The organism is Halorhodospira halochloris, from assembly GCF_002356555.2.
GTDB classification, from domain to species: domain Bacteria; phylum Pseudomonadota; class Gammaproteobacteria; order Nitrococcales; family Halorhodospiraceae; genus Halorhodospira; species Halorhodospira halochloris.
Genome location: NZ_AP017372.2, coordinates 1,582,084 through 1,606,530 on the forward strand (window position 1 = coordinate 1,582,084; position 24,447 = coordinate 1,606,530).

Below are 24,447 nucleotides of genomic sequence, written 5' to 3' on the forward strand. Positions count from 1 at the left end.
ACTTTTACCCCGCGCTTTCCTTTATCCATTGATCTACTGAGGCCAACGCGTTATTAACATTGCTCGGATCACGCCCCCCGGCCTGGGCAAAGTCAGGGCGGCCGCCGCCTTTGCCGCCAAGCTGCTGAGCAACAAAATTGACCAAATCACCCGCAGAGAATTTTGCGGTTAGATCCTTAGTCACCCCTGCGACAATCTGCACTTTCTCGCCCTGCACCGCAGCCAGCAGGATAACCCCACTACCCAGCTGATTTTTCAATTGATCTACGGTCTCACGCAGCCCTTTGCCGCCAGCCTCTACCTTACTGGCCAAGACCTTCACGCCTGCCACTTGATACGCCTCATCGACCAACGAACGCCCAGCTTGCGTGGCCAGCTTCTGCTTTAACCGCTCGAGCTCCTTTTCCAACTCGCGGGACCGATCGGCAAGCTGTTCTACTTTATGTTCGAGATTATCCGGACTTACCCGCAACACATCGCTAAGCCGCTGGATCTGCCCCTCGATCTGCTGCGCCCATTGGACAGCGCGCCCGCCGGTGACAGCCTCAATCCGCCGCACGCCGCCAGCTATGCCGGTTTCATGGACTATCTTAAATAAACCTATATCACCACTGCGCTGGACATGGGTTCCACCACACAGCTCACTCGAATAGTCACCGAGCGAGACCACCCGCACGGTATTGCCATACTTCTCGCCAAATAAGGCGACAGCTCCAGCCTCCAAGGCCTCGTCGAAACCCATTATCTCAGCCTGCGCGGGTAAGTTGGCTTGGACTTGAGAGTTGACCCGATACTCAATCTCCATAAGCTGATCGCGAGTGGGAGCCTCGTAGTGCGAGTAATCAAAGCGCAGGCGATCTGGGGCGACTAGTGATCCTTTCTGCTGTACATGGTCACCGAGCACCTCGCGCAAAACCGAGTGGAGCAGATGGGTAGCCGAGTGATTACGTACCGTCGCCTCGCGAGTGCCTTGATCAACCTGTGCACTGACCTGGTCGCCAACACTCAACTCCCCCCTCTCCAACCTACCGAGGTGGCCGTGGGCATCGCCCTGTTTGACCGTATCTTCCACCCGAAACCAAGCAGAGTTGGTATAGATCTCACCCCGATCACCAACCTGACCGCCAGATTCAGCGTAAAACGGTGTCTGATCGAGGACTAGCATGCCCTCTTCGCCAGCCTCGAGCTGCTGAACAGATGAACCCTCACGATAAATGCCGATGATTCGGCCGACATCGGCGAGATTACTATAGCCGGTAAAACGGCTCTCGCCGGCATCGATCACTTCTTCACGGGGACCACCAAAGCGGCTAGCCGCCCGGGCACGCTCACGCTGCTCAGCCATACGCCGCTCAAACCCATCATGATCGACCTCTAGACCGCGCTCACGGGCAATATCGGCAGTCAAATCGACCGGGAAGCCGTGTGTATCGTAGAGCTTAAAGACCACCTCACCATCGATAATGCCGCTATCGGTACGGGCCAGATAGTCGTCGAGCATATCCAGGCCGTCCTCGAGCGTCTCCCGAAAGCGTTTCTCCTCCTGATAGAGGATCTTCTCGACAAACTCACGACGCTGGCTGAGCTCACTGTGGGAGTCGCCCATTATCGACTCGAGGGGCTCTACTAGGCGATAGAAGAAGGGTTCATCGATGCCTAACTGGTAGCCGTGACGAATAGCACGCCGGATGATGCGCCGCAGGACGTAGCCCCGGCCTTCGGTAGATGGCAACACCCCATCTACTATCAGAAAAGAACAAGCCCGAATGTGATCGGCTACGACCTTTAGCGACGGATTCTTAGGGTCACTTATTCCGGCGATATTACCTGCCGCCTCGATAAGCGGAACGAATAGATCGGTTTCGTAGTTATCGTGCACGCCCTGAACTACCGCCGCGAGACGCTCCAGTCCCATACCGGTATCGATAGATGGACTCGGCAAGGGGTTTAGATTACCCTCGCTGTCCCGGTCATACTGCATGAAGACAAGGTTCCAGACCTCAATGTAGCGATCACCGTCTTGATCCTCGGAACCCGGTGGACCCCCGGGCACATCCGGGCCGTGGTCGTAAAAAATCTCCGAGCAGGGGCCACAGGGGCCCGTATCGCCCATCGACCAAAAGTTATCGTGGGCCCCTATGCGCCGAAAACGCTGCGGATCGATGCCGATTTCCTCGAGCCATATCTGCGCAGCCTCATCGTCCTCTTCATAGACGGTTACCCACAAACTCTCTGCCGGCAAACCAACAACCTCGGTCAGGAAGTCCCAGGCGTAGTGGATGGCATCGCGCTTAAAGTAATCGCCAAAGGAGAAATTACCCAGCATCTCGAAGAAGGTATGATGCCGGGCAGTATAGCCGACATTTTCCAGGTCGTTATGCTTGCCACCGGCTCGCACGCAGCGCTGACTGCTAGCTGCCCGGACGTAGCCACGATCTTCCCGACCCAAAAATACTTCCTTGAATGGCACCATGCCGGCGTTGGTGAACAACAGCGTCGGGTCGTTGGCAGGCACCAAAGCAGAACTATGCACTACCTCATGAGCGTGTTTACGGAAATACTCCAGGAACGCAGTGCGCAACTGCGCCGATGTCATCCTTTCACCCATACGGGACCTTTCCCCTAGTCGTTATAATACCCAAGTTCACCTATGGCGGCTCTGGTCTGCTCTGTAGTGAAGCCACGCCGCTGCAGAAACTGCGCCTGGCGCTGCATCTCCCGGCGCTGCTGCGGAGAATTATCTCCGAAGCGCTTCCTGCGAACCTGATCAGCTAACTCACGCCAATCTAGTTGGTGCTCATCAACATATTCTTCAATGGCCTGATCAATAATCTCTTCAGGCAACCCCCGCTGCAGCATCTCGCTACGCAGGCGCAGCGGCCCCTGGCCGCGCTCGACTCTGCTGCGCACAAAGGCCTCGGCAAAACGCTGCTCATCAAGCCAACCCTGCTCGAGCGCCTCAGCTACTATTTGCTCGCGCACCGCTGAGCTAAAGCCACGTCTGGTTAACTTATCGTCAAGCTCACGCCGGGTATGTTCTCGCCTAGCGAGCAGGCGCACGGCAACCTCGCGCGCCTGCTCGATCAGACCATCGCTGCCCATCTAATTAAGAGTCGGCAGAGTCATCCGCAACTGCCTCCCCTCCAGCCTTACCCTTTCCGCCGGCAGCTTGTGCTTCGCCAGATTTGCCCTTTTTGCCGCCCTGCGAGGGTGCGGTCGTAGCTCCCTTTTCAGTTGCACCGGCTTCTACGGCTTCTCCATCTTCGCCACTCTCAGAATCCAAACTACCGAGCACCTTATCGCGGATCTTGCGTTCTAATTCAGCAGCTATATCGGGGTTACTCCGCAGATACTGTCGGGCGTTATCCTTACCCTGGCCAATGCGCGTCGAGTTGTAGCTGTACCATGCGCCCGATTTTTCGATCAGCCCCTGCGCCACCCCCATGTCGATGATCTCGCCCTCGCGCGATATACCCTCGCCATAAAGGATCTCGAATTCAGCCTGCTTAAAGGGCGGCGCCATCTTGTTTTTGACCACCTTTACGCGCGTCTCGTTGCCGAGCACCTCATCGCCCTTTTTGATCGCCCCTAACCGGCGGATATCCATACGCACTGATGAGTAAAACTTAAGCGCATTGCCGCCAGTAGTGGTTTCGGGGCTACCGAACATGACCCCTATCTTCATGCGGATCTGGTTGATGAAGACAACCAGGGTGTTCGAGCGCTGAATGCTGCCGGTCAGCTTGCGCAACGCCTGTGACATAAGCCGGGCTTGCAGACCGACGTGCGAGTCGCCCATCTCGCCTTCTATCTCTGCCTTAGGGGTGAGCGCGGCAACCGAGTCGACGACCACCACATCCAGCCCGCCTGAGCGAACCAGCATATCGGCAATCTCCAGGGCTTGCTCGCCAGTATCCGGCTGGGAAACCAACAGGTCATTGATATCCACCCCGACAGCCTCGGCATAATCGGGGTCCAGGGCGTGTTCGGCATCAACAAACGCCGCCGCCCCTCCGGCTTTCTGTGCTTCGGCGATTATGTGCAGGGTCAGGGTGGTCTTGCCGGATGATTCCGGGCCGTAGATCTCCACCACCCTGCCGCGCGGCAAACCTCCTATGCCGAGCGCCACATCGAGGGCAAGAGATCCGCTGGAAATCGCCCTGACATCACCGCGCACCGCACGGGCATCACCCATGCGCATCACGGCACCCTTACCGAACTGTTTCTCTATCTGGCCCAGCGCTGCACCGAGCGCCTTTTTACGGTCGTCGTCCATTGCCGTTGTCACCCTTCTCGCGTCAATTCTACCTGATGAGTTTCAGGTTGCGGCGCTAAGGGACCCGCTGTGCATCCCTGCCCCCGGAGCCGCCCCTGCATTTATGTCTAACCCACTGTCATGGGCACAGGCCACTATAACTTAGCTGATCCATCTGAGCTAGCGGCTAATTGCCAAAAAGGGTCAGGCGCTGAGTAGAGCATCAATCGCAGCAGCCGCACTGCCTAACCGAATAGCCTGTCTATCCCCATTCAGTTGCAAGCGCTGTGCCATAACCCCGGCTGCACTTGCCCTCGCCACCCAGACTGTCCCTACCGGTTTGCCCATACTTCCTCCGGACGGACCAGCAACTCCGGTTATGGCAACTGTGTAATCAACCGGTGCCCGCTCCAATAAACCGGCTGCCAGGGCCTCGGCTACCGGCTGGCTGACTGCCCCGTAATCCTCCAGCAGCTCCTCGGGTACTCCTAGTAGTTGCTGTTTAGCTGCATTGCTATAGACGATCAAACCACGTTCGAACCAGCTTGACGCTCCGGGTATATCCGTTAGCACCTTGGATAGCAGACCGCCAGTGCATGATTCAGCTACCGCCATGCAAGCGCCACGGGATTCGAGTAGCTTACCCAGCTGCATAGCCCGCTCTTGCAAAGTGGCCTCATCGTGTACCATATCGCCCTACTCCCCAACCACTAGCTATACGGGAAACACTACCTGACAGCCAACAACCCGGGAAGCAATACACACATAAGTATGGCCGCACAACCTAACACCAGTGACCCTGCCGCAAACAGCTCCGCGCACACGCCCATGATGCGCCAATATTGGCGCATTAAGGGCGATTACCCTAATACCCTGCTCTTCTATCGCATGGGGGATTTCTACGAGCTGTTTTACGACGATGCCCAACGGGCCGCCAAGTTGCTCGATATTACCCTAACCAAGCGCGGTGAATCAGCCGGGGCGCCGATCCCCATGGCGGGAGTCCCTATCCACTCTGCAGAGAGTTACCTAGCTCGTCTCGTCCGCCTTGGCGAGTCGGTTGCCATATGTGAGCAGGTAGGCGATCCGAACACCGCGAAAGGTCCTGTTGACAGACAGGTTGTGCGGGTCGTAACCCCGGGCACCCTCACCGAGGAGGCGCTGCTTGAAGAGCGCAGCGATAACTTGCTTGCAGCCATAGCTCCAGGCCCTCGCCCGACTCGGGACGGTAATGAGTGCAGCTACGGCATTGCCACCCTAGAGCTTTCCTCGGGACGCTTCACGGTACTTGAGGTGCCCTCTGGAGAAGAACTGGAGGCCGAGTTAGAGCGCCTCAAGCCAGCCGAATTGATCTACCCTGACGACGACCAGACGCCTATTCCGCAGGTGGATTGCGTCGTTCAACGCCGCGCGCCCTGGCACTTTGAGCTTGAACCGGCACGGCGCTTGCTGCTGCGCCAATTCGCCACTCACGACTTGTCAGGGTTTGGTGCTGAGGGTCTCCAAGCGCCTATTGCAGCAGCTGGGGCGCTCCTGCAGTACGTCAATGAGACCCAGCAGGCAAGCCTACCCCATGTCAGCGGTCTGAGCGTGGAGTCGCGCAGCGATGCGATAACCATTGATGCGGCTAGTCGACGTAACCTGGAGATTGAGCGCAACCTCTCCGGCGGCACCGAACACACCCTGGCCGCGGTGATTGATAGCAGCATCACGGCAATGGGCGGACGGCTGCTGCGCCGCTGGCTACAGCGCCCACTTCGCCAGCGTGAGGTAGTTGCTGAGCGCCACGCAGCGGTAGAGGCGCTGCTCAACGGCGGCTATACTCGACTACGCCAACTCCTCGACGGTTGCGCCGATGTTGAGCGTATCCTCGCCCGCATCGCGCTAGCCAGCGCCCGTCCGCGCGATCTTACCGGCCTGCGCGACGCCCTCCAGCGCTTGCCAGAGCTGCAGAACCTGCTCAGCGAGCTACATGCCGAGCGCCTGCAGCAACTCGCCGAACAGGCCAGTGAGCACCCCCAAACCCTTGAACTGCTGCGCAGCGCAGTGATCGACTCGCCCCCTGCAACGATTAGGGATGGCGGGGTAATAGCCGACGGCTATGACAGTGAACTCGATGAGCTGCGTGATCTCTCCCGTAACGCCGACACCTTTCTAGCCGATCTTGAGCTACGCGAGCGCGAACAGAGCGGCATCGCCACGCTCAAGGTCGGTTTCAACCGGGTCCACGGTTACTATATCGAGGTCAGTCGTGGTCAGAGCGACAAGGTGCCCGAGCACTTCTCCCGCCGCCAAACCCTCAAGGGCGCGGAAAGATATATCACCCCTGAGCTAAAGCGCTTTGAGGAAAAGGTTTTATCCGCTCGTGAGCGCGCCCTAGCCCGCGAAAAGGCCCTCTATGAGGCGCTGATAAGCAAGATCGGCGAAGATTTAGCGCAACTGCAAGAGTGCGCTGCGGCGCTTGCCGAACTCGACGCCCTAGGCACATTTGCCGAGCGAGCTCAGGCGCTCGCCTACGTCCGCCCAGAACTTAGCAATACCCCAGGCTTGCTGATCGAGGCGGGGCGTCACCCGGTAGTTGAACACACCCTTAACGGTCCATTTGTGCCCAATGATCTGTGCTTCGACAATCAGCGCCGCATGCTCTTGATTACCGGGCCAAACATGGGCGGTAAGTCGACATACATGCGCCAAACCGCGCTCATTGCCTTGCTCGCTTACGCCGGGTCTTTTGTCCCCGCCAAGCGGGCTGTACTCGGCCCGATAGACCGTATCTTTACCCGCATCGGCGCCGCAGATGACCTCGCCTCAGGACGCTCAACATTCATGGTCGAGATGACCGAAACCGCCAATATCCTGCACAACGCCACCGCCGAAAGCCTAGTGCTGATGGACGAAATCGGTCGGGGAACGAGTACCTTTGATGGGCTCGCCCTGGCTTGGGCGTGCGCTGAACGCCTAGCTAAAGAGATACGCGCCTTTACTCTCTTTGCGACCCACTATTTCGAGATGACTACGCTCGAGCAGACCCATCCCGGGGTAGTCAACGTCCACCTTGATGCCACCGAACACGGTGATAGCATCGTCTTTCTCCACTCGGTGCGCGAAGGGCCGGCCAACCAAAGTTACGGCCTGCAGGTTGCAGCACTCGCCGGTGTTCCTCAGGGGGTTCTGAAGGCCGCACGCGAGAAGCTGCAGGGACTGGAACAGAATGCTGCAATAACTCCCCAGGGCGATAGCCTGCAGTTATCGCTGTTTGACCCCTTCACGCCTGCCGCCCCCCCGCCGCAGACGGAGCCTAAGCCTGACCCTGTTAGGCAGAAGATCGAGCAAATAGATCCGGATGAGTTGACCCCTCGTCAGGCCCTAGAGAAGCTTTATGAATTGAAACAGGAGTGCAAAGATTAGGACATAAACGCAGATAGGCGGTAGAATAGCCAGCCTCAGGGGTTTAGGCTGACCGGTTCAGTCCACGTTTGGCCTGGTCAATTCCCTGATTAATAAATAGCGGAGATACCAACGGCAACGGAGCCTTTCCATGAGTTACGTCGTCACTGACAACTGCATTAAGTGCAAATACACCGATTGTGTAGAGGTATGCCCGGTGGACTGTTTCCACGAAGGGCCCAACTTCCTGGTCATCGACCCGGAAGAGTGCATTGATTGCACGCTTTGCGAACCGGAGTGCCCTGCTGAGGCAATATACTCCGAAGATGACTTGCCACCGGAAATGGAGCAGTTCCTGCAGCTTAATGCTGAGCTTGCTCAGCAGTGGCCGCTGATAACCGAGAAAAAGGATCCGCCGCCGGATGCCGAGGACTGGAACGGGGTGCCTGATAAGCTGCAGTATCTGGAGCGCTGAGCGGCGCCTCGGCAGTTAACCGCGCGGGTGATGCTCTGAGTGCAAACGCTGCAGACGATGCCGGGCTACATGCGTGTAGATCTGGGTTGTGGAAAGGTCAGCGTGGCCGAGGAGCATCTGCACCGCGCGCAGGTCGGCCCCATGGTTGAGCAGGTGGGTCGCGAAGGAGTGGCGCAAGGTGTGGGGGGATATCTCCCGCTCAATCCCGGCCACACGGGCATGATGCTTGATGCGATACCAGAAGGCCTGTCGGGTTAATCCCTCGCCGCGCTTGGTTACAAAGACCTTCTCGGCCGGCTGCACCCCGATGAGGGCGGGGCGCGCCTCGCGCATGTAGATCTTCAACCAGTCTTGAGCCTCCTCACCAAGTGGCACAAGGCGCTCTTTGTTGCCCTTACCCAGCACCCGCACTAGACCTTGGCGGGTGTTAACCGAACTGACCGCCAAACTGACCAGTTCCGAAACCCGCAACCCGGTGGCATAAAGCACTTCAAGCAGTGACTTATCACGGATGCCCAGCGGATCGTCGGTATCTGGGGCCGCTAACAGCCTCTCCACCTGATCCTCAGTTAAAGCCCCCGGGAGAGGCTGGCCGAGTCGCGGCGGCTCGATATCTACACTCGGGTCATCCTCTCTAGCCCCCTGCCTGACAAGCCACCGATAAAACCGGCGCATACTACTGACCAGGCGCGCGGTAGTCCGCGGCCGAGCACCCTGACTAACCCGCCAGGCCAAGAACCCGAGCAGATTTGCCCGACTGGCATCAGCTAGACCCTCGGAACAGGAGTTAAGGTGTAAAGCTACCGCTTCGAGATCTGATCTATAGGCGGCAAGCGTCGCCTCTGATAGTCCCTGCTCACTCCAGAGCGAGTCTAGAAACCCCTCCAGCAGCTCGATATCGCCATCGCTAGGCAGTGGTCGGCTGCGCGGCCGACCACGGCGCTCAGGCTGGGAATGCCGTTTGAGGCGCAACCGACGCTCTGCCATCTAAGCAGCCTACAGCCTTACTCTCTGAAGGTTGCCATCAGGTGCTACCGCTAGCCCCGCTTGAACTACTCGCCGGCGACGCCACACCGCCCCCGGCCCCAGCTGCCGGCGCGCTGCTGCTATCACCGAAGGCACGTAAAAACTCCAACGGCAGCGGGAAGATAATCGATGAGCTCTCGTTTTCGTTGGCGACCGTAACCAGAGTCTGCATATAGCGCAATTGCACCGATGCAGGGCTCTGGCCGAGTATTTCGGCAGCATCGCGGAGCTTTTCCGCCGCCTGCATCTCACCATCAGCATGGATGACCTTGGCCCGCCGCGCCCTTTCAGCTTCGGCCTGCTGCGCTATCGCACGCACCATCGATTCATCTATATCGACGTGCTTGATCTCAACATTGGCTACCTTCACGCCCCAGTTGTCGGTCTGCTGATCGAGAATCTCCTGAATATGGGCATTCAATTTATCCCGCTCGGCAAGCATCTCATCGAGTTCGTGTTGTCCCAGCACTGAGCGTAGGGTGGTCTGAGCGAGTTGACTCACTGCGGAGTAAAAGTCTTCGACGTTTATAATCGCTCGCTCGGGATCGACTACCCGAAAATAGAGCACCGCATTAACACCAACCGAGACGTTATCGCGTGAAATAACATCCTGGCTCGGCACATCCATGACTACGGTGCGCAGATCAACCCTGACCATCTGCTGGATGACCGGGATTACGATGATCAGGCCAGGGCCTTTGACCCGCCAAAAGCGGCCAAGCTGGAAGATTACCCCACGCTCATACTCGCGCAAGATCCTGATGGCCGAGGCAAGAATAGAGATCAGTATCGCCAAAACTATAATTAGAGCGGTTTCCATAATCGGTCTCCTCGTTGTCTGGCTCTTCACCCAGCATACTGCCTGCTACTGTGACTTTACCAGCCCATTTAGTAACATCCCCTGCCATGCAAACTAAAGGATGGCTTTTTCACTGCCGCAGCGGCTATGAGTCGACCCTTGCCAGCGAAGTCAGTGCTGCTGCTGACAGCTTGGGGGTACACGGTTTTTGCCGCGCTCGCAAGGGCGATGGCTTTGTGGTATTTGAGGTGCTGAGCACAGATGTGCCGCCACCGCCGCAGTTGATCTTTGCCCGCAGCGGGTCAACCCTGCTAACCGAGCTGGACAATTTACCGAAGGGCCAAAGGGCCGAACACATCGCCGCATCACTGCAGCAAAACCTTGGCAGCGCAACCCCTTGGGTTGAATATCCGGATAGCCCCGAGGGACGTCACCTAGCGCGTTTCTGTCGCCGCTTTAGCGGCGCTGCTAAACGCACATTAGAAGCCAGTAAGGTTATTGCCGGAGACCCACGTCAACGGCTGCACTTGCTATTCACTGACTCAAGCCGAGTGATAATCAGTGTCAGCACCGACAGCACCTGGCCGATGGGAATACCCCGACTACGCATCCCCAAAACCGCCCCTAGCCGTTCGGCGCTAAAGCTCGAGGAGGCGCTGCTACGCCTCGTGCCCGGGGACGAAACTCCCAGCCCCGGAGAGCATGCTATAGATTTAGGAGCTGCCCCTGGCGGCTGGAGCTGGATAATGCGTCAACGCGGTGCTAAAGTAACTGCCGTCGACAACGGGCCACTAGCCAGGCAATTGGCAGATGACCCCGGTGTTGTCCACCTCGAACAGGACGCATTCCGTTATCGCCCTGCCCAGCCTGCCGACTGGTTGTTGTGTGATGTTGTTGACCGCCCCCATGGGGTTGCTAAACTTATCTACAGGTGGTTTGAAAAAAGACTTTGCAAAGCGGCGGTTTTCAATCTTAAACTGCCGATGCGCGAGCCGTTAAATACGGTAAAAAGTTGCCTCAAGGTAGTGTCAGCAAGCGGAGTTCGCGTGCACGCAGCACAGCTCTACCATGACCGCGAAGAGATTACAGTTTACGCGAGATTGGTTGAGTGATTTTATACCTTCGGTTAACGGGTGATTGTAAAAAGAAATGACACTGGACGAGTTGAAAGAGAGCTTTGAACTGATCGATGACTGGGAAGAACGCTATAGGATTTTGATAGAGCTAGGCAATAACCTTCCCCATTTTCCCGAAGAGCAACGCATAGAAGCCAATCGTGTAGAGGGCTGCACCAGCAACGTCTGGCTTATCAGTAAGCGAGATGAGGAGGATCCGCAGCGCCTTATTTTCCTTGCCGATAGTGACGCGTATATTGTCAAAGGGCTTATCTCTCTGGTATTGATGGCCTATTCTGGGGCGACACCAGAGCAGATCAGAAAAACCGATATTCGCGATATATTCCAAACTCTCGGCTTAGAAAAGAACCTAAGCCCCAACCGTCGTGATGGTTTCTACTCGATGGTTGATCGGATTCACGAGTTAGCAGCGCAGGCAGAAGCCGCGGAAACACGAGCCTAGGGCTTAATCCGGCTAGTACAATCACCTAGACTAAACAGTAAAATGCTAAACAATCAGAGAGCAACAGATAATCGACAGGGCGTGTTGATGAACAGTGAATCGACTCAATCCAAGAACAAACTACAGGAAACACTAAGCAATTACTCCTTAACAGAACTGCAGGAATTGCTTGCAGCCATAGACAGAGAGATTGAAGTGCGCTCATTCGCGGAAAGCATAGAAGCGCAGATGAGACTATTTATGCGCCGACGTGAACAATAATGAAGCCATCTGGTCAAACAAAGGCCTTTCATGTGTCCGATAGATAGATTGTTTGACCGAATGTTGATGGCATTAGGGAGTTCCCCTAGAGCTACTCGGAGCGGGTGAATCATTATTTAATGCAGCGCATAACAGCCATAAAAACACTGCTGTTTTGTTCTCTATGCTGCGCCAGCTTAGCTAGCGCGGCAGATCAGAGGCATAGTGACCAACTCCCTGCTGTAGAGGACCTAGCGGAACAGCAATCGCCAGGCTGGAGCGCAACCCATATCGTTACCGCGGATGACTATGGCCTCCCCTACCGCTACTGGTATCCGCAGGATCATGAGCCTGAAGCCATAGTACTCGGTCTCCACGGACTCAATGACTATAGCGCCGGCCTGAGCACGTTGGCCGAATACCTGGCCGAAAACCATAACGTCGCGACATACTCATACGATCAGCGTGGGTTTGGGGCTACAGCTGACCGCGGCTCATGGGCCGGGAAGGAAAAATTGCTTAGCGACGCTGAGTTGGTCTCTGAGCTTCTTGCCGAGCGCTATCCGGATAAGCCTCTGTTCATAGTCGGGCACAGCATGGGCGGCGGTATAGCTATCCGCTTAGCGGCTGAGCGTCAACCCGAGCATGTCGATGGATTAGTCTTGATCGCACCAGCAGTCTGGGGCCGTGATGAAATGCCGTGGTACCAACGCTCAGGGCTGTGGCTCGCTACCCATTTAATACCACAACTGGAACTGCGGGGCGATTGGGTTGGAGTGGAGCCTACAGACAACCCGCAAGAGCTGGAAAAATGGCACAACGACCCGCTTATCCAACAAAGCGTTAAAGCTGAAACACTGGAGAAGGTTACTGAACTTATGGGTAAGGCGTTAGAGGCCACTAAAAAGCTGCGTCTACCGGCACTAATCCTCTACGGCGAGAGAGATGAAGTGGTCCCTGCTGAGCCTATCTGCGCAATGCTCGAACGCCTCCCAGAGCCGCCTACCGGGAAGTGGCGATTTGCCCTCTACCCAGATGGATATCACATGCTTACCAGAGACTTGCAGCGCCAACTAGTGCTACAGGATATAGGCGCCTGGATCAGCCATGGTCACCGCGATGCAGACTTACCCTCTGAACACGAAAAAGACCGCCAAGAGGCACTGCAAGCCCTTTGCCGATAGGGAGCTTCACAAATCTCACCCTGGAGCCACTCAGCTATCCCGGTGCGGAGGGCGCCGTGAATCCATCCCTGGAGGCTTCATGGCGCCATCCGAGGCTTCATGGCGCTATCCCTGGCGCCAAGACCTCCGCACCGGGGCAGTTGAGTGACTCCAGGGGAGTTTTTGAAGTACCCAGTAGGTAGTAATTTTATATATGACTCGATACCTAAGTTTCGATCTGCTAGATTCTATAGTGCGTTTTGAGGCTCCCCCAGCAGAGCTGCAACATATAATAATACGCCCAGGAGGAACCGAGTATGTCCAGAGACCATCCGTCACAACCCCCCCGAGAGGGGCAGAGTAACTTGATTGAGGTAGCCAGTCGCCGAGATTTTCTCAAACTCTCCGGAGTTGGAGGCGGAGCATTGGCGGCTGGTGCCATGGGTGCCCCAGGCTTGCTCTACAGCGCCCCGAGCCGTGCTGTATCAACCAATGCCCGCATTGTCATAGTAGGTGCCGGTGCTGCGGGGCTAGCCGCTGCTAACCGATTCAGCCGGCGCCTGGATGGCGCCGAGATTACAGTAATCGACCGACGCGAGCCGCACTACTATCAACCTGGTCTGACCCTGGTTGCTACCGGCATCTGGGAGAAAGGCAAAACCGAGGATAGCAACGATCGCTACATGCCCAACGATGTGCGCTGGGTAAAGGCGATGGTCGAGGAGTACGACCCGGAAAACAACCGCCTGGTCACTGACGAAGGCGATACCATCGAATATGACTACCTGGTTGTAGCGACTGGCCTTGAGTTACGCTTCGATCGTATAGAGGGGATGAGCGCCGATCTGATTGGAACCAACGGCATCGGCTGCGTTTATGACACCCCCGACAACGCCCAACGGACTTGGGATGCGCTGGAGCCATTTACCCGTGAAGGCGGCAAAGCCCTCTTTGTTCGCCCACCCGGAGGGATAAAGTGTGCCGGGGCGCCGCTGAAGATGATGATGATCACCGAACACCGGCTTCGTCAGCAGCAAACCCGCGAGAACAGCGATATAAAATATTTCGTTCCCGGTGATGGCTTGTTCTCGCAGCCGGACATAGAAGATTATCTGCGCGATCATCTACCCAATGAGCGGGGTATCGATATCAACTGGCACCACCAGGTCAAGGCCATTGACCCGGAAAACCGCCGCATAACCTTTGACTCCGATGAGGAGGGCGAGTATACCGAGGACTACGACTTTATCCACCTGCCACCGCCGATGAGCGCGCCCAAACCGATTCGCGAGAGTGATCTAGCAGCCAAAGAAGGTCCCTATGCCGACGGCGGATGGCTCGAGGTAGACAAATACACCCTGCGCCATAAACGTTACAGCAACGTCTTTGGGGCGGGCGACGTATGCGGAGTGCCGATTAGCAAGACCTCTGCTTCGGCTAAAAACATGAATCCGGTTGTCGTTCAGAACATCATTGATGACATAGAGGGGCGCGAGTGCAGCGCTGAGTACGACGGCTACACCTCATGCCCGTTGATAACAGAGATTGGCAGAGCGATTCTGCTCGAATTTAACTACGACCTTGATATGGTACCGACAGTCCCGCTGATAAACCCATACCGGCCGCACTGGGTTGGCTGGGTCATGAAGGTGGAGTTTCTCCAACCGATGTACAATGCCGTGCTGCGCGGCCGTTTTGCCTAAATCAACGGAGGGATAGTCATGGAGTTACCAGTTTCTCCACTCGAAGTATTAGCCTTGGGACTGGAGTACGTGCGGCCGGTACTCGGGGCCTTGATCACCGTCATCAGCATCGATGTAGCGCTGCTCTTACTCGCTCTGCTCGGCTTTGGCGGCGGATTCCGTAATGCCGGCAAGGCCATCAAGAGTTCGCTTATGCTCGGCGGTGTAGTCGGGGTTATTGCCCTGGTTCTTGCCGTACCGGCCACCGGCGCTGGCTTTAACGATCTGCTCGGCTGGATAGATTACGCTACCCTGCTGGGGGCTGGAGTCGGTTTCGGCCTGGCAGCGGCAGTTATCAGCTACCCGCCGATCCAGTTGCTAGTGGCAAGCAATAGCCGCCATCAAGCCAGGCACTTTACCCGCTGAAGCGGCAATCAATCTAGGGGGCGTAATCATTGCCAGCAGACCTCATGGCGCCAGAGCTAGCCGGCTCTGGCGCCATGAAGCATCCAGGGATGGATTCACGGCGTCCCCCACACCGGGGCGGATGGTGGCTCCGGCGAAGTTTTTAGAGGTTCCCCTTAGCCACTTCTAGCATTTTCAGTAAAGGAAATCCGGCAAGTGCTGGCGGATTTGTTCCGGCTTGGTCAGATTGCAGATGTCTTTTGATATCTCACAGCTTATTACTTGGTGCAGCGATTTGGACATGTTCTGCCTCAACAGCCCGAGAAAGTGAGGCGCTGCAGCGATAACTAAATGGTTGAAGCGCTGCTCATGGTAAGAGTGTTCCAACCACTTGACTAGTTCACGGGCAAAACGCTCCGACTCAACCTCTTTGACATCACTTGACTCTGCCAGTGCATGGCGCCCCTCGCCGCCGGAATCAAAGCTACGCCCAGGACGATCAGATGTCAGATCATGGGCAGGCTGGCGCAACTCGGGGTTTACCCAGGTTTCAAGTTCATGCATATCCTTGGCACTACGCTGCTCAGACTCAAACAACCTGGCTTTGGCAGCATCGGCGGCGACCACCCAAACTTTCGCCATGATTTGGCCTCCTTTTATTGGCTTACTATTACCCTTACTCTATAGGGAACATCTAAATACACCCCCGGGCCAATTGGCTGCCCCGGTGTGGAGGTATTGGCGCCAGGGATGGCGACGCCTTTTCTAAGCCCACCGCAGGCAGTCTTTTTAGCTGCCCTCTACTCCATAATGGGGATTATTGCTCGCTACAACAAGCCAAGCTTCTCACCGGGAAATAAAGAGGATACCTTTATGCTTCAAATCGGCGCTCACGTCTCTGCTGCTGGAGGAACACCCAACGCCCTGGGCAGAGGCGAGGAGATTGGTTGTAACTGCATTCAGATATTTACCCGTAACCAACGCACCTGGAAAGCTAAGCCGGTAAGTAGTACGGAGGCTGAGGAGTTCCATACCAAGCGCGGCGAGCACCCGATGCAGACGGTGATGAGTCATGCCTCTTACTTGATTAACTTGGCCGCCCCGGATGAGGAGAAGCACCAGAAATCGAGTGCTGTATTCGCCGAGGAGCTAACCCGCTGCCAACAATTGGGCATTGAACTGCTCAATTTCCACCCCGGGGCCCACATAGAGGCAGGTCTTGAACAGGGCATAGAAAAAATCGCCACCACTCTCAATGCAATATGTCATGAGCATGCCGACAAGCAAGATGTCACCCTAGTACTGGAGAATGTCGCCGGACAGGGCACAACCATAGGCGCCGACTTCGCTGAGTTGGCTGCAATCATAGATCTTCTCGATCAACCTGAACGCTTTGGGGTATGTGTCGACACAGCACACGCCTTCGCCGCCGGCTACGAGCTGCACCATGAACAGGGCTGGGAGGATATGTGGCAGGATTTCGACACCAAGATCGGCCTGCACCGCTTGTGCGCCTTACATATTAACGACTCCAAAGTCGGTTTGGGATCGCGCAAAGACCGCCACGCCCTGATCGGACGCGGCGAAATCGGCCCCGATGCCTTCATTCGTGCGCTCACTGACCAGCGTACCCGCGATATCCCGCAGTTCTTGGAGACACCGGCCGGACCCGAGGGCTGGGCAGAGGAGATAAAGTGGCTGCGCGCCAGTGCCGCCGGTGATAGACCTGAGCTTCCCGAAATAGCAGATAGCGGAGTAAGCTTATGATCGTTTCCTTATCGACTTGAGCTCAGCATGACCAAACCCTTAACCGCTATTGCCCATGAGCGGATAGCTGACAGTCTCCCGCCTGCCTGCAGCGCTATAGACGCCACCGCCGGCAACGGCCACGATACCCTCTTCCTAGCCCATGGCGTGGGCCCTCACGGCAGGGTGTTATCTATAGACATCCAAAGCACGGCACTCGAGCAGACCCGGCGGCGTTTGCAGCAACATGGCCTGCTGGAGAGAGTAACCCTCATTCAGGGTGATCACCGCAATATGCGAGATTTTGTTGAACAACAAGGGCTTGATAACATCCGAGCAGTGATGTTCAACCTTGGTTACCATCCCGGCGGCAACAAAGAGATAACCACTCAAGTGCCGAGTACGCTATCGGCCTTGGCTGCTGCGCTTGATATACTCAGTGCAAACGGAGGCACTTTAAGTGTCATGGCTTACCGTGGCCATGAAGGTGGCGCGCATGAGGCCGATGAGGTAAAACGATTCCTTGAGAGAAGCTCTAAAAACCTCCCCGGTGTCGAGGACGCCATGAATCAATCCCTGGAGGCTTCATGGCGCCACCCTTGGCGCCATGACCTCCACAATGGGGCAGATTATGGCGCCGGGGAATTTTTTAGAGGTACCCTTGAGAGGGAAATAGCTACTCCGCAAAATGAGTGCAAACTTGATGTTTTAGAGACTCAAAGCCTTAACGGCCCGGTGCTTTATCTATTCAGCCTGAACAGCAATGAGGAGCGGGACAATGAGTAAACTAATCATTGGAGCTAGTCGCGGAATCGGACTAGAGGTGGTCAAGCAGCTGCGTGAACGTGGCGACGAGGTCCTAGCTACTGTCCGCTCTACTCCACCTAGTGAATTGCACTCATGCGCTGCTAAGGTCTTTGAAGGTGTTGATATAACCGCTCATGATACTCTGCGTGAACTGGCCAGCAAGATAGGCTCTCAAGAACTGGAGTGGGTCTTAGTAGTTTCCGGCCTGATGCGAGTTCAGCATCTCGGCAGGCTTGATGAAGATGCGGTAAAGGGTATACGCGAGCAGTTTGAGATTAACTCGCTTGGGCCGCTGATGGCTGCAGAGTTTCTTAGCCCACTAATCGGCAACGGCGGCAAGTTCGGTATCGTAACCAGCCGCATGGGTTCAATTGCCGACAATACCTCGGGGAATAGCTACGGTTACCGCATGTCTAAAGCAGCAGTAAACATGGCGGCTGTATCACTTGCGCACGACCTACAGCCGAAGGGAATTAGTGTTGCCCTGCTCCATCCAGGCTGGGTGCGCACCGATATGACCGGGCATAACGGCCTTATTGACCCGCCGGAATCTGCAGCGGCCCTAATAGAGCGGATGGACAATATCGGTCCTGAGGAGTCTGGCTGTTTCTGGCACGCACCCAACCGCGAGATACTGCCGTGGTAACGTGATCCTCTAAAAGGAACCTCTAGAAACTTTCCCAGAGCCACTTATCGGTTCCGTTATGGAGGACGCCGTGAATCCATCCCCGAAGCCTTCATGGCGCCAACACCTCCACCCCGCGGCAGTTCTAGGCTCAGGAGGAGGTTCTCAGAGGCGCCTTAACCGACCTAGATGGTTCCGGGGTAGTTTTCTGAGGCTCCATTTGCAGGCTCAATAGCCATTAGCTCAGTCTCGATTGAGGCCGCGGTTATTTCAAGGTCGTATTGATTTTGCAGATGCAACCACAACTCAGGCGCTGTACCCAAAAAACGCGCTAAACGTAATGCGGTATCGGCGCATATGCTGCGTGTACCGGCAAAAATCTCGGCAATATCTTCTGCCGGCAACCCAATCTCATCTGCCAACCGCTGCCCATCAATGCCGGCTGGCTCAAGAAACTGTTCAAGAAGAATCTCACCGGGGTGGATGGCCCCGGCAGGCTTATGCATGGAATCGTTACTCATAAAAAAATGGCCAGCGTAGGTATAAGAAGAAGCGGACCCTTACGAAATTTATGTTAAGGTTTAGGTATATATAAATCTATAGCTTATTTTAAGCAAACCAGCAGGTCTCGCGCAGGAGGAAAAATGACCAATCACCAAGCTCTAATCCAGTGGGTAGAGGAGACTGCCGCCCTATGCAAGCCTGACCAAGTTCACTGGTGCGATGGCTCGAACGAAGAGTACCAGGCAATGTGTCAGCTCATGGTCGATAGCGGCACGGCACAACAGCTCAACCCAGATTTGCGCCCGAATAGCTTTCTGGTCCGCTCCGAGCCAGCAGATGTGGCCCGGGTTGAGGATAGGACATTCATTTGCTCCTCCGACGCCGCTGACGCCGGCCCAACCAACAACTGGGCCGACCCGCAGCAGATGCGCGAGAAGCTGCGCAGCCTTTTTGATGGCGCCATGCGCGGGCGCACCCTCTATGTTATCCCCTTCTCTATGGGACCGGTAGGCTCGCCCATAGCCCATATCGGCATCCAGATTACCGACTCCCCCTATGTTGTCGCCAACATGCACATAATGACCCGAGTCGGCACCAAGGTTCTCGAAGCACTAGGCGATTCCGGGCGCTTCGTCCCCTGTCTGCACTCGGTCGGCTATCCGCTGCCGGATGGCAAGCCCGACGTAGCCTGGCCCTGCGATCCTGATAACCGCTACATCGTCCACTTCCCGGAGACCTACGAAATCTGGTCGTACGGATCAGGGTATGGCGGCAACGCCCTGCTCGGCAAGAAGTGCCTGGCCCTACGTATCGCCTCGGTAATCGCCCGCGATGACGGCTGGCTCGCCGAGCACATGCTGATCCTCAAGCTCACCAGCCCCGAGGGCGAGGTCAAGTACATTGCTGGGGCCTTCCCGTCAGCTTGCGGCAAGACCAACCTAGCCATGCTAACCCCTCCCCTAGAGGGGTGGAAGGTCGAGACCATCGGCGACGACATAGCGTGGATGAAGGTCGGCAGCGATGGCCGACTCTACGCCATAAACCCCGAGGCCGGATTCTTCGGCGTGGCCCCCGGCACCTCCTATAAGTCGAATGCCAACGCCATGGAGTCGCTCAAGGAGAACTGCTTTTTCACCAACTGCGCCCTAACTAAGGAAGGTGACGTCTGGTGGGAGGAGATGACCGAGCAACCGCCCGCCGAAGCTATCGACTGGAAGGGACGTAAGTGGACGCCGGATAGCAGTGAGCCTGCGGCACACCCTAACGCCCGATTTACTGCCCCAGCCCGGCAGTGTCCCTCTATAGCCGCGGAGTGGGATGATCCGCGCGGCGTGCCTATTGATGCCATAATCTTCGGCGGTCGGCGGGCTGACACCATTCCGCTTGTCCAAGAGGCCCGTGACTGGCGCCATGGTGTCTTTCTCGGCTCGATAATGGGCAGTGAAAAGACGGCTGCAGCGTTCGGCGATCTCGGTACCCTGCGTCGTGACCCGATGGCGATGCTGCCCTTCTGCGGCTACAACATGGCCGACTATTTTGGCCACTGGCTCGGATTTGCTGACAGAGAAGGTTTGCAGCTGCCTCGCATCTACCACGTCAACTGGTTCCGCAAAGACGCCAATGGCCGCTTTGTCTGGCCCGGCTTCTCAGATAACGTCCGCGTGCTGAAGTGGATATTCCAGCGCTGCAGTGGTGATGTAGGCGCCGAACAGACGCCTATAGGCCAGCTACCACATGCCGAGGACATCGACCTATCCGGTCTAGATCTCGACCATGCAACCCTAAAGGGCCTAATTGAGTTTGATCGACAGGGCTGGCAGCGCGAAATCGAGCTTATCCGTGAGCACTATGAGCGCTTTGCTGATCGTTTGCCGCAGCAGCTCTATGACGAGTTAGATGTGCTCAAGGATAACCTTAACTAGCTTGATACGGCGCACTAGCCACAAACCGCTATTTTGATAGCTTCAAACTGTAATTGCGGGGAAGCTCGCCCCCCCCCTGAGCCACTTGGCTGGCCCGGTGTGGAGGTCTTGGCGCCAGGGATGGCGCCATGAAGCCTCCAGGGATGGATTCACGGCGTCCTCCACACCGGGCGGCCAATTGGCTCAAGTGGGGAGTTCGATGTCCTCGGGACGCCTTTGCTCCCCGCCCGTCTCCTGTGACAGCCCCAGGTTATGCCAGATGCGCTCCACCACTGGTGCTTTATTCAAGGCGTAGAAGTGGATTCCTGGTGCTCCGGCATCGAGCAATTCCTCACAGAGGTTGGTAATTACATCAATGCCGTACTCCAGCCGCCCCTGTGGGTCGTCTTTCATCCCCTCCATGCGCTTAGCCAGCCAACGCGGAATATCGGCCTTACAGGCCTCAGAAAAGCGTGCCTGCTGCTCGAAGTTCATCAGCGGCATGATCCCAGGGATTATAGGGATATCAACACCACGTTTCTCACAATCCTCGACAAACCTGTAATAGGCCTGAGCATTGTAAAAGAACTGGGTTATTGCCGAATCGGCACCGGCGTTGACCTTACGTACAAAGTTATCGATGTCAGCAAAAGCCCCCGGGGCCTCGGGGTGAAACTCCGGATAGGCGCCGACCTCGATGGTAAAGTGGTCACCGGTAATCTCACGGATAAACTCAACTAGTTCATTGGCATAGCGGAAATCACCTTCGCCACCAGATCCCGACCCTGACGGCCTATCGCCGCGCAAGGCAACGATGTATTTAACGCCCTCCTCACGGTAGGCGAGGATCATCTCCTTGAGGCGCTCGCGACTTGAGTCGATACACGAGAGGTGGGGAGCGGCCTCGGCGCTGCTTTGGCGCTGGATATCGACTACCGTCTCGAAGGTACGGTCTTGGGTAGATCCGCCGGCACCAAAGGTTACTGAGAAGTAGGCCGGATTTAACTTCTCCAGACGCTGCCGCGTAGTACGCAGGGTCGCTGCACCTTCATCTGTTTTGGGCGGGAAAAACTCGAAACTGAAAACGCGGGGATGTTTCTTTTGGCTCTCCATGGCACCTCTCCAATTCTGCTCAACATAAATTTGCGGGGGGAACACTCAGAGATCAGCGTTCAGAGCTCAGCATGAGGGGAGTTGGCTAATTGCTACAGCGCTGAACGCTGCAAGCTGAATGTTGTTCACCTTGCAATTCGAGCCTGAGGGGAATCACCTCCCCCCAGGCTCGTGCAATAGAGCCACAGTAGTGTAGCTACTGGCCCAATGATGGGCCTTAGTAGCGATACCACTCCGGCTTGTACGGACCATCGACCGAAACCCCGATGTATTCGGCCTGCTCCTCGGTCATCCGAGTCAGCTTAGCACCGACACGGCCTAAGTGCAGTGCAGCGACCTTCTCATCGAGGTGCTTGGGCAGCACATAGACGTCGATCTCGTACTTGCCAGGATTGTTGTAGAGCTCCATCTGAGCCATTACCTGGTTGGTGAATGAGTTCGACATCACAAACGATGGGTGGCCAGTACCACAACCTAGGTTTACCAGACGACCCTCGGCAAGCAGGATGATCTTCTTGCCGTCGGGGAACTCGATATGGTCAACCTGAGGCTTGATCTCATCCCACTTATACTGCTTCAGGCTAGCAACGTCGATCTCATTATCGAAGTGGCCTATGTTGCAGACGATGGCCTCATCTTTCATAGCCTTCATGTGATCGTGGGTAATGACATTGTAATTACCCGTAGCGGTGACAAAGATGTCAGCGACCGGGGCCGCATCTTCCATGGTGACTACCTTGTAGCCTTCCATGGAGGCCTGCAGGGCGCAGATCGGGTCGACTTCAGTTACCCAGACCTGGGCACCGAGACCGCGCAGCGATTGCGCCGATCCCTTACCGACATCACCGAAGCCGGCTACGACGGCCACCTTACCGGCGACCATGACGTCAGTCGCACGCTTGATGCTATCAACCAACGACTCGCGGCAGCCGTAGAGGTTGTCGAACTTCGACTTGGTCACCGAGTCGTTGACGTTAAACGCCGGCATGCCGAGTTCGCCCTTACGGCTCATCTCATAGAGACGATGCACACCGGTAGTGGTCTCCTCAGAGACGCCGTAGATATCTTTCATCATCTCCGGGTACTGCTGATGGATAACGGCCGTCAGATCGCCGCCGTCATCGAGCAGCATGTTCGGTTTCCAGCCATCAGGACCGTTGATGGTCTGCTCGATGCACCACCAGTACTCCTCCTCGGTCTCACCCTTCCAAGCAAAGACCGGGGTACCGTTAGCGGCGACTGCCGCTGCCGCTTGGTCCTGGGTGGAGAAGATGTTACAGGAAGACCAACGCACCTCAGCACCGAGCTCTTGCAGGGTCTCGATAAGCACCGCGGTCTGGATGGTCATGTGCAGGCAGCCGGCGATGCGCGCACCTTTGAGCGGCTTTTGTGCGGCAAACTCGCGCCGGGTCTCCATCAGACCCGGCATCTCGTTTTCGGCAATTTTGATCTCTTTGCGGCCCCAATCGGCCAGTGAGATGTCGGCTACTTTGTAATCTTGGTTACTCATGCTAATCGGTTACTCCTTCGGAAAATTCTGCTGTTACTTAAGGCCAGCTGCTTCTTTGAGCGCTGCGGCACGGTCAGTGCGCTCCCACGGCACGTCGATATCTTCGCGACCGAAGTGGCCATATGCGGCGGTCGGACGATAGATCGGCTGCTCCAGGTTGAGCATCTTGAGTATGCCGTACGGGCGTAGGTCGAAGTTCTCACGGACTATCTTGTTTATGAGCTCTTCTTCGACCTTGCCGGTACCAAAGGTTTCGACATTGACCGAGGTCGGCTCGGCAACACCGATGGCGTAGGAGAGCTGCACCTCACAGCGGTCGGCCAGACCGGCAGCCACTATGTTCTTAGCTACATAACGGCCAACATAAGCCGCCGAGCGATCGACCTTAGACGGATCTTTGCCGGAGAAGGCACCGCCGCCGTGACGGCCCATACCGCCGTAGGTATCGACGATGATCTTACGGCCGGTCAAGCCACAGTCACCCAGCGGACCACCAGTAACGAAGCGGCCGGTCGGGTTAATGTGGTACTTGGTCTCGTTGGTCAGCCAGCCGGTGTCACCGAGGATGGGCTTGATGATCTCTTCCATCACGCCCTCGTGGACGGTCTTCTGATCAACGGTCTCGTCATGCTGCGTGGAGAGCACCACCGCATCGCAACCGACGATCTTATCGCCTTCGTACTTGAAGGTGACCTGGCTCTTAGCGTCCGGGCGCAACCACGGCAGCTTCTTGGAGTTACGGACTTCGGATTGGCGCTTAACCAGCAGGTGCGAGTAGTGGATCGCTGCCGGCATGAGGACGTCGGTCTCATTGGTGGCGTAACCGAACATCAGTCCTTGGTCACCGGCGCCCTGCTCCTCTTCCTCTTCCCGGTCAACGCCTTGATTGATGTCGGGGGACTGCTCGCCGAGGGCGTTGAGTACGGCACAGGTGTCGGCATCAAAGCCCATATCTGAGCTGGTGTAGCCGATATCGCGGACAACTTCACGTACCAGCGGCTCAACATTGATCTTGGCATTGCTCTTAATTTCGCCGGCAACTACAACCATGCCGGTCTGAATCATCGTCTCTGCAGCCACCCGCGACTTTGGATCCTGGCGCAGGAACTCATCGAGCAGTGCATCCGAAATCTGGTCGGCCATTTTGTCCGGGTGGCCTTCAGAGACCGACTCAGAGGTAAATAGATATCGCTTAGTCATAGTTTCTCCTTTGCTATAGTTTATTCGAGCG

At 56.4% G+C, this 24,447-nt stretch carries 22 protein-coding genes and 1 pseudogene; 12 read left to right on the plus strand and 11 right to left on the minus strand.

Going from position 1 to position 24,447, the window contains the following annotated elements:
* Positions 1–4: 4 nt before the first annotated feature.
* From alaS to HH1059_RS07265, 4 genes and pseudogenes are all read right to left on the minus strand, one after another.
* The gene (alaS, locus tag HH1059_RS07250) at positions 5–2,596 is read right to left on the minus strand and encodes an alanine--tRNA ligase (protein WP_096410367.1); all 2,592 of its coding nucleotides are present in this window, start codon (positions 2,594–2,596) and stop codon (positions 5–7) included.
* Positions 2,597–2,622: 26 nt separating this feature from the next.
* Positions 2,623–3,102: a regulatory protein RecX gene (locus HH1059_RS07255; protein WP_096409560.1), complete on the minus strand. Its 480-nt coding sequence runs from the start codon at positions 3,100–3,102 to the stop codon at positions 2,623–2,625.
* Between the two features lie 210 nt (positions 3,103–3,312).
* Positions 3,313–4,276: pseudogene (gene recA / locus HH1059_RS07260) on the minus strand (recombinase RecA); the annotation flags it as partial.
* A gap of 183 nt (positions 4,277–4,459) precedes the next feature.
* Positions 4,460–4,945: a CinA family protein gene (locus tag HH1059_RS07265; RefSeq protein WP_096409561.1), complete on the minus strand. Its 486-nt coding sequence runs from the start codon at positions 4,943–4,945 to the stop codon at positions 4,460–4,462.
* Between the two features lie 138 nt (positions 4,946–5,083).
* Between HH1059_RS07265 and mutS the strand changes: the two genes are divergently transcribed.
* Together mutS and fdxA are read left to right on the plus strand one after the other, a co-directional pair.
* A complete protein-coding gene (gene mutS / locus HH1059_RS07270; protein ID WP_096410368.1) occupies positions 5,084–7,663 on the plus strand; it encodes a DNA mismatch repair protein MutS in 2,580 nt (859 codons plus the stop codon).
* 130 nt (positions 7,664–7,793) lie between these two features.
* The gene (fdxA, locus tag HH1059_RS07275) at positions 7,794–8,117 is read left to right on the plus strand and encodes a ferredoxin FdxA (RefSeq protein ID WP_096409562.1); all 324 of its coding nucleotides are present in this window, start codon (positions 7,794–7,796) and stop codon (positions 8,115–8,117) included.
* Between the two features lie 15 nt (positions 8,118–8,132).
* On the opposite strand, the gene xerD is transcribed toward fdxA, so the two are convergent.
* Positions 8,133–9,104, minus strand: coding sequence for a site-specific tyrosine recombinase XerD (gene xerD, locus HH1059_RS07280; RefSeq protein ID WP_096409563.1), 972 nt, complete (start codon positions 9,102–9,104; stop codon positions 8,133–8,135).
* A 37-nt stretch (positions 9,105–9,141) separates the two neighbouring features.
* Positions 9,142–9,963, minus strand: coding sequence for a slipin family protein (locus HH1059_RS07285; RefSeq protein ID WP_170113001.1), 822 nt, complete (start codon positions 9,961–9,963; stop codon positions 9,142–9,144).
* Positions 9,964–10,049: 86 nt separating this feature from the next.
* On the opposite strand from HH1059_RS07285, the gene rlmM reads away from it, so the two are divergent.
* The 6 genes from rlmM to HH1059_RS07310 all read left to right on the plus strand — a co-directional run bounded on the left by rlmM (position 10,050) and on the right by HH1059_RS07310 (position 15,031).
* A complete protein-coding gene (rlmM, locus tag HH1059_RS07290; RefSeq protein ID WP_096409564.1) occupies positions 10,050–11,054 on the plus strand; it encodes a 23S rRNA (cytidine(2498)-2'-O)-methyltransferase RlmM in 1,005 nt (334 codons plus the stop codon).
* A 37-nt stretch (positions 11,055–11,091) separates the two neighbouring features.
* Positions 11,092–11,520 (plus strand): SufE family protein, encoded by a 429-nt coding sequence (locus HH1059_RS07295; protein ID WP_096409565.1) that lies wholly within the window; start codon positions 11,092–11,094, stop codon positions 11,518–11,520.
* 87 nt (positions 11,521–11,607) lie between these two features.
* A complete protein-coding gene (locus HH1059_RS13585; protein WP_170113002.1) occupies positions 11,608–11,781 on the plus strand; it encodes a hypothetical protein in 174 nt (57 codons plus the stop codon).
* 119 nt (positions 11,782–11,900) lie between these two features.
* Entirely contained in the window at positions 11,901–12,944 is a 1,044-nt protein-coding gene (locus HH1059_RS07300; protein WP_096409566.1) for an alpha/beta hydrolase, read from the plus strand.
* Positions 12,945–13,240: 296 nt separating this feature from the next.
* Positions 13,241–14,626, plus strand: a complete 1,386-nt coding sequence (locus HH1059_RS07305; protein WP_096409567.1) for an NAD(P)/FAD-dependent oxidoreductase — start codon at positions 13,241–13,243, stop codon at positions 14,624–14,626.
* An 18-nt stretch (positions 14,627–14,644) separates the two neighbouring features.
* Positions 14,645–15,031, plus strand: coding sequence for a hypothetical protein (locus tag HH1059_RS07310; RefSeq protein ID WP_096409568.1), 387 nt, complete (start codon positions 14,645–14,647; stop codon positions 15,029–15,031).
* Between the two features lie 174 nt (positions 15,032–15,205).
* Here HH1059_RS07310 and HH1059_RS07315 read toward each other — a convergent pair whose 3' ends face one another.
* Complete coding sequence (locus HH1059_RS07315; protein WP_096409569.1) at positions 15,206–15,652, minus strand: host attachment protein; 447 nt, start codon at positions 15,650–15,652, stop codon at positions 15,206–15,208.
* A 108-nt stretch (positions 15,653–15,760) separates the two neighbouring features.
* Here HH1059_RS07315 and HH1059_RS07320 point away from each other — a divergent pair, with 108 nt between their 5' ends.
* Genes HH1059_RS07320 through HH1059_RS07330 form a run of 3 tightly spaced genes read left to right on the plus strand, consistent with a single transcriptional unit; the run spans position 15,761 to position 18,209 of the window.
* Positions 15,761–16,777 (plus strand): deoxyribonuclease IV, encoded by a 1,017-nt coding sequence (locus HH1059_RS07320; RefSeq protein ID WP_231901899.1) that lies wholly within the window; start codon positions 15,761–15,763, stop codon positions 16,775–16,777.
* Positions 16,778–16,804: 27 nt separating this feature from the next.
* Entirely contained in the window at positions 16,805–17,542 is a 738-nt protein-coding gene (gene mnmM / locus HH1059_RS07325; RefSeq protein WP_096409570.1) for a tRNA 5-(aminomethyl)-2-thiouridylate-methyltransferase MnmM, read from the plus strand.
* Positions 17,535–18,209 carry an SDR family oxidoreductase gene (locus HH1059_RS07330; protein ID WP_096409571.1) on the plus strand — a complete coding sequence of 225 codons (675 nt, stop codon included), beginning with the start codon at positions 17,535–17,537 and terminating at the stop codon, positions 18,207–18,209. Before mnmM ends, HH1059_RS07330 begins: the two co-directional genes overlap by 8 nt.
* Before the next feature lie 164 nt (positions 18,210–18,373).
* Here the strand turns inward: HH1059_RS07330 and HH1059_RS07335 are convergent, their stop codons facing one another.
* Entirely contained in the window at positions 18,374–18,709 is a 336-nt protein-coding gene (locus HH1059_RS07335) for a HigA family addiction module antitoxin (protein ID WP_096409572.1), read from the minus strand.
* A gap of 123 nt (positions 18,710–18,832) precedes the next feature.
* Here HH1059_RS07335 and HH1059_RS07340 point away from each other — a divergent pair, with 123 nt between their 5' ends.
* On the plus strand, positions 18,833–20,614 hold the full coding sequence (locus HH1059_RS07340) for a phosphoenolpyruvate carboxykinase (GTP) (protein ID WP_096409573.1): 1,782 nt from the start codon (positions 18,833–18,835) through the stop codon (positions 20,612–20,614).
* A 183-nt stretch (positions 20,615–20,797) separates the two neighbouring features.
* Here HH1059_RS07340 and metF read toward each other — a convergent pair whose 3' ends face one another.
* The 3 genes from metF to metK all read right to left on the minus strand — a co-directional run bounded on the left by metF (position 20,798) and on the right by metK (position 24,416).
* Positions 20,798–21,706 carry a methylenetetrahydrofolate reductase [NAD(P)H] gene (metF, locus tag HH1059_RS07345; protein ID WP_096409574.1) on the minus strand — a complete coding sequence of 303 codons (909 nt, stop codon included), beginning with the start codon at positions 21,704–21,706 and terminating at the stop codon, positions 20,798–20,800.
* A gap of 217 nt (positions 21,707–21,923) precedes the next feature.
* On the minus strand, positions 21,924–23,216 hold the full coding sequence (gene ahcY, locus HH1059_RS07350; RefSeq protein ID WP_096409575.1) for an adenosylhomocysteinase: 1,293 nt from the start codon (positions 23,214–23,216) through the stop codon (positions 21,924–21,926).
* A 33-nt stretch (positions 23,217–23,249) separates the two neighbouring features.
* Positions 23,250–24,416 (minus strand): methionine adenosyltransferase, encoded by a 1,167-nt coding sequence (metK, locus tag HH1059_RS07355; protein WP_096409576.1) that lies wholly within the window; start codon positions 24,414–24,416, stop codon positions 23,250–23,252.
* Positions 24,417–24,447: the final 31 nt, after the last annotated feature.